A 5,771-nucleotide genomic window follows, 5' to 3' on the forward strand; every position below is an offset into this window, starting at 1 on the left:
ATCGGCTCCAATGCCGAGATCGTTGAGGCTCTCTCGGGCGACAACCCCAGGCAGGCAAAAATCCTGCCCGATGATCTGCCCCGCAACAGCAGCGGCGAACTGGTGGACCGCTGGGGCACGGCCTACTTCTTCCATCAACTCTCCCGCAACAGCATGGAGATCCGCTCCGCCGGTGCCGACAAGAGAATGTGGACGAGTGACGATGTCTTCACTCGTTGAGACGTCTTGAAGTGCGGCGGCGCAAGGTTGCAGCACCCACACCGATGAGCAGCAGGAGCATTCTGCCGGGTTCGGGGGCCGATTGATACGTCACCGTGAGCGTGGGCGCAGGTTTATCCCCGCCCGGCTGTTCGCGGGACGCAAAGCGACGCGCCGTGCCTGCCACGTTTTCGCTCTCGCTGATCAGAGCGAAACCATAATTGGTGGACGGAGAACTCAGCCACGACTGCACATCGTCGACCAGTTCGGATGATGATCCCCACAGATAAAGTCCCACGTCGCCCACGGAGGTCGTGGCACTGGGAGTGCTGGCAAAGTCCGTGCCGATCTGCCCCCCTGGTATCGTCCAGCTATCGCCCGTCGTGTTGAAGTGGAGATCGTTCCAAGTGGTGTCCCCGGTGGCGGATGGAGAGCCAGTCACCCCACCCCCCGTGCCTTCGGTCCAGTTTTGCAGAGCACGATAGAGGCTGAAGTCAGAGTTCACCGGCCCGCCGTGCTGGTCTGGATCAGGCCGACGAGTGACGAAAAGCGACACCTGCACGGACGTCACGATGGCGTCCGCCGGAATGGCGCTGAGGTCGAAACTGAACAAGGCGCGCGAGTTGGAAAACTGCTGGTTGGTGCCGGAGACGAGTGTTGTACCGCCCAGATTGTATTCCGGATGGTTTTGGTAAATGGAGGTGTCCTCCACTGCAGTGGCCACGAAGGTGGCACCCATGGCCGGCATGCCAAGCAGCCCCATGACCAGGCACAGCCGAACGAGCGGTGGCAGGATGGAATTCATGAACAGCGCGACGTTTGGCACGCGGACAAAGTAATGCAGTCGAAGTCCCGTTCAATGTGGAATCCACGTCATTGAGTGACGTGGATGAGCCGGAGCCGGGCGAAGCGCCGCGTGTTTCCGCTCAAGGTTTCCGAGACGGCCACGTTCTTCACCGGGGCCTCGCCCGGCGCGTCAGATTCAGACACAAACCCGGTGCCCGAGGGGGGGGCGCCTGCGGCACTCTGCGTGATCGTGCTCCATAGCACCAGATCATCGCTGGTCTGCATCTGGTAGGTGAGGTCGGTCGCACGTGGATCGCGACGGAAATTGATCGTGAACGTCGTGGTATTGCCAGCGGCAGCCACGGCCGCCTGCATGCCTGCCCCGGAGCTGTTGGCGCTGAGCGGGGAAAACGCGAAGGCGTACTCAAATAGGTTCGTGATGCCATCGCCATCCAGGTCCGCGCTGTCATCCACGTAGGTTCCGGGGGTTGGATAATACTGTCGCAGCCACGTCTCACGCCGGTTCAGAGCGGGTGCCACCGGATTGTAGCTGATGACCAGCTTCGGCTGCACGGACGCACTTCCTTCGCGACTGTTGAAGACCCGGGCCGTCGAGCTGGTGCTTTCGTCTCCCACCAGAATCCAGCCGAAGTTGTTCGCGGGTGTGGCGAACCAGCCCTGCACGTCCGCCGCCATCTGCTGCGAACTCCAGGAATAAGAACCCAAGGTGGTGCCCACCGTCGTGGTGGCAGATGCCGCTCCATTGAAAACGCCCCCGGCGGCGGTCCAGTTCGTGGGAGTGGTGGCGTCATAAAAGCGTGCGCTCCAGGTCGCGTCACCCGTGGTCGCCGCCGTGCCAGACCCGCCTCCACCCCCAGCGAGAGATGTGCCCTCACCCCAACTTGTGTTCAATCGGTAGAGCGACATTGTCGCGTTCGGGTGGCCCGGGTTGCTTGCGGCATTTTTCAAATTCAGCATCATAAATGCCGAAGTCACCTGCGCTCCGCCAGGGAGACCTGTGCTGACATCAAAGGACAGCAACGCACGGCGTGGCGCCCCATTGGCATTGTTCCCGGAGTAGAGGTCACCCAGCGCGTTGCTGTTGTTCGAAAAGTCCGAGTAGATCGAGTTGTCATGCGCCGGTGTCAGTGTGGCGGTGGAAACCTGCGCCTGAACGAGCTTGTATATGCCTCCGGTCGGTTTGCCGTTGGAGTCGAGTTCAAAGGGGCCGCGTGTGATTTTGGTCGCCACATAAAGCTCTCCCGCCTCATCACGTCCGAAGGCATAAACACGTGTCGTGAGCGGGTTGCCACCGGCGATCACGAGGCTGCTGAAGTTCCAGACGCCAGAGCCCGGGGACGTCTCCTCAATACCTAGCAGCGTACCATTGGCCGTGGCGATCGACTGGCTGTAGTCGCCAAACACATACTTTCCCTGCAACGCAGGAATCGCCGTGCCGCGATAGACGAAACCGCCAATGATTGAGGCACCGATCTGTGGCAGCGCCGGTGCGCCAACAGTCACACCGACATGTGCATACTGGGCGATGGGCGAGATCAGCGGCAGCCCGCTGTTTGGCGCGGTGCCATCGTGAGTGAGCGTGCCTTCCATAACCCGCCAGCCGTAGTTTCCGCCAGCGGTGATGATGTTCACCTCCTCCACTTTGTCCTGCCCCACGTCAGCCTCAAAAATTCTGCCACTTCCTCCCGGGCCATCATCAAATGAAAAGCGCCAGGGATTACGCACACCAAAGGCAAAGATTTCCTCGCGCACGCCGCCGCCAGTTCCCACAAAGGGGTTGGCCGGAGGAATGCCATACTGGCCGCCGGGCCCGTTGTTTCCCAGCGGATCGATGCGCAGAATTTTTCCCAGCAGCACCGTCTTGTCCTGCGCATTGCCCAGCACCCCGGATGGACCCGGTGAACTCGTGCCGCTGCCGCCCGTGTGTCCGTTTTGATTGTCATGCTGGCCGCCGCCATCACCCACGCTGATGTAGAGCAGTCCATCTGGCCCAAAGCGCAACTGGCCGCCATTGTGATTTGACTGCGGCTTGTCATAGGCCAGCACCACGCGCTCTGAACTGACGTCAGCTGCGTTTGGATCCGTCGCGGAAATGGAAAATTCGGAGATCGTGCTCCGGCAGTTCACCGGGCTGCTGCCGCCCGTCGCGTTCGGGGATGGAGCGCTGTAAAAGAGGTAGAACTTGCCAAAGCCCGGGAGCGGCTGCCCCAGCCCGTCACGCTGGCTGAAGTTCGGATGAAATGCGATGCCCAGCAACCCGCGCTCCTCGTAGCTCGAGCTCAGCGGGAAAGGGTAGGTGGTAGGGGCCTTGGGCACCAGTTTGGCCCGCACATCCAGAAAGGGCTGCGGCAGTACCATGCCATCGCGAATGATGTAAACGATCCCTGCTTGATCAGAGACAAACAATCGACCAGAGCCATCCCCCGCATTCGCGATGTCCGTGGGTGACACGATCTGCTGCAGGCTCACTGCTTTGAGCGCCAGCGGTGGGAAATCCGCCCGTCCTGCCGTGGCCAGCATGCAGCTCAGCCACAGGATCAAAATTCGGGCGGTATTTCGTGAATTCATTCCAAATGCATTCTCCCAATATCCGGGTGCCGCTGCAAGCCATTATCGCCAGAGCGGCCCCTGACAGCCTTGCCCGTCAGGCGCTCATCAGCAGGCAACAAGCTCTAAGGCCGCACCAGTCTGAAGAACTTTGAGCCAGAGTTGATGGGAACCAACGCGCTGTTGTAGCCGCCCGACGATGTAATTGGACGAGTTGAATTGATCCAACTCGATGGATTTAGATCCACCGCCTCTTGCAGGGTCCAGCCGGTGAACGAATCGGGCCAGGTCACGTTAAGTGAACCTGGAGTGGAAAGGGAAATCTCCACCTGTGGCTTCACGACCACGTCATTCACTCCGAGCACAAAAGGAGAGAGACTGGGAGTGATGGCCTCGATGACATTCTTCGTAGCGTCCATTTTGCATTTCAGCTTTTCCCAGCTGCCGTTGCGGAAGTGGTAGATGACGAGTTGGTTTTCATCGTAGCCTGCCGGCAGCAGGCTCGGATCGTAGGCAAATTTAAGTTTGATGTTGCCCGTGTGCACGCCGTTGTAATTCAGCTTCCACAACTGTCTGCGTGTGGCGTTCGGAGTCTGAACCGTTGGCAGCACAAACTCACCCTCCGCTTCTCGTTCCGCCATTTCAGTGTCATCAGCCTCGGAATGTTCACCGAAGAAGGTGCCCTCCTGACTGATGTCGTCGAATTCGAAATCGACCCCTCCAACATGCGAGGATCCGCCGTTGCAGCTGCCTCCACCGCCTTTGCCGCCGGAACCGCCGCCGGTAATGACCACCTTCGTGCCGGTAAGCAGGCTTAACACGATGTCCAGGCTCGCACTTTGCCCCGGAGCCAATGTGCCCAGGTCCCAGCGCTGGCCGCCAGCAATCCAGCGGTTGGCTGGAGCGAAAGAGTCACGTCCCATTCGCGCGGCATGCGGGGCGCTCTGCCAGTTGTTCTCAATCGACAGATGAACACCGTCCGAAGGCTTGCCGGTGACATGATCGTCAATCCCATTGCCCTCGGTTCCATAGCTGCCGATCTCGAATGCCGTGGGTGCCACTTTGGCATGGAACCCGATGAGATCCTCAAGCCCGATGCTGGAGCTGTCAGTTCCAGCCGCGCTGGTGTCCACCCCCGACATGGTGGCGTCGTATTGATACTCCGAAAGCTTCCCGGCATAGCTGCGGTTGTCATACTGACCATGCTGCGAGATGAAACCATGCAGGAGTTGGAACAACTGCAGATTGGTGATGCTGACACCACTGATGTTCTTCACGATGAATGTCTGATTCATCACATATCGATTGCTGTTGATCGCTGCGCCCGCATTGGCCGCGCTGGCTGGCGTGACTCCCATGGGCGTGCCCACGACGGTGTCCACCATCTCAAAACGCAGTGTGATTTCGAGATCGTTGTTGGCGATGACTGATTCCGCAATGGGCAGACCATCCAGATTGCTGCCCGCCAGATGAATGCCCGTGACGACATGGAAGTTCGAGTTCGTCTGCCAGTCGGGATAGAGAAAATTGGGATCCAGCCACGTGGGTGTCTGCGTCTGCCCGTTGCGTTGGTAAGCCACGGCGCTGCCCCACTCGCCAGAGAGATACTCACGTCCGACAAAACCGGGCGTGTTGTCGAGCAGGAAATCCGAGTAGCCGAAATCTGTAAGCGTGATGTTCCAGTTAGGATTGGTCAGTGCCAATGTGCCTCCAGTACTCGAGGCGGGACTCACCTGGATGTTGTCCACCAGGAACCGAACCGCTCCGACCGGCGCGTCCGGCAGTTGCAGCACAATTTGGTCAAAGGCACCGCCGGTTGAGTTGAAGTTGATCGTGCCGACCGGTAGCGTGTCACCTTCGGCCACAGCGCCGTGCGCGATGCCCGTGCCCACGCTCACCGGTGCGCCACTGCTGGTGTCGTAAGCCGTGATCTGCACATTCGAAGGCACCGCCACGTTCAACGCTTCCACCGTGGCAAAATCAATGCTCACCCCTGTGACGGGAACGTCAAACTGAAGCACGAGCGTTGCATTGTCCGTAAGCGGTTCCAGATAGTTTCCGCTAAACAATGACAGCACACGCCCGCTTGCGCCCTCCGTGGTGATCTTGAAGGCATCTGCCGCCGGTGAGCTGAACGTGACCGTGTAGCCCGCCTTCGTCTGGACGAGCGGCAGCGGAGCACTCTCCGCCGGCACAGGCGCGGCGGTGTCGAAATCAAA

Annotated in this window: 2 protein-coding genes and 2 pseudogenes; 1 reads left to right on the forward strand and 3 read right to left on the reverse strand. The window is 59.7% G+C overall.

Annotation, left to right across the window (positions count from 1 at the left end; all coding sequences use genetic code 11):
* A pseudogene (locus tag ACIREA_RS25040) lies at positions 1-219 on the forward strand (hypothetical protein); the annotation flags it as partial.
* Here ACIREA_RS25040 and ACIREA_RS25045 read toward each other — a convergent pair.
* The 3 genes and pseudogenes from ACIREA_RS25045 to ACIREA_RS25055 form a co-directional block, all read right to left on the reverse strand.
* Complete coding sequence (locus ACIREA_RS25045; RefSeq protein ID WP_397385061.1) at positions 209-1,003, reverse strand: DNRLRE domain-containing protein; 795 nt, start codon at positions 1,001-1,003, stop codon at positions 209-211. The pseudogene ACIREA_RS25040 and the gene ACIREA_RS25045 overlap by 11 nt on opposite strands.
* Before the next feature lie 68 nt (positions 1,004-1,071).
* Complete coding sequence (locus ACIREA_RS25050; RefSeq protein WP_397385062.1) at positions 1,072-3,573, reverse strand: PQQ-dependent sugar dehydrogenase; 2,502 nt, start codon at positions 3,571-3,573, stop codon at positions 1,072-1,074.
* Positions 3,574-3,677: 104 nt separating this feature from the next.
* Positions 3,678-5,771, reverse strand: a pseudogene (locus ACIREA_RS25055) (hypothetical protein); the annotation flags it as partial.

The organism is Prosthecobacter sp., assembly GCF_044373815.1.
In the GTDB taxonomy this organism is placed as follows: Bacteria; Verrucomicrobiota; Verrucomicrobiia; order Verrucomicrobiales; family Verrucomicrobiaceae; genus Prosthecobacter.

Bases quoted from the DNA above. Each gene is read 5' to 3' on its own strand.
- ACIREA_RS25045 (WP_397385061.1), bottom strand. From the start codon at position 1,003: ATGAATTCCATCCTGCCACCGCTCGTTCGGCTGTGCCTGGTCATGGGG.
- ACIREA_RS25050 (WP_397385062.1), bottom strand. From the start codon at position 3,573: ATGAATTCACGAAATACCGCCCGAATTTTGATCCTGTGGCTGAGCTGC.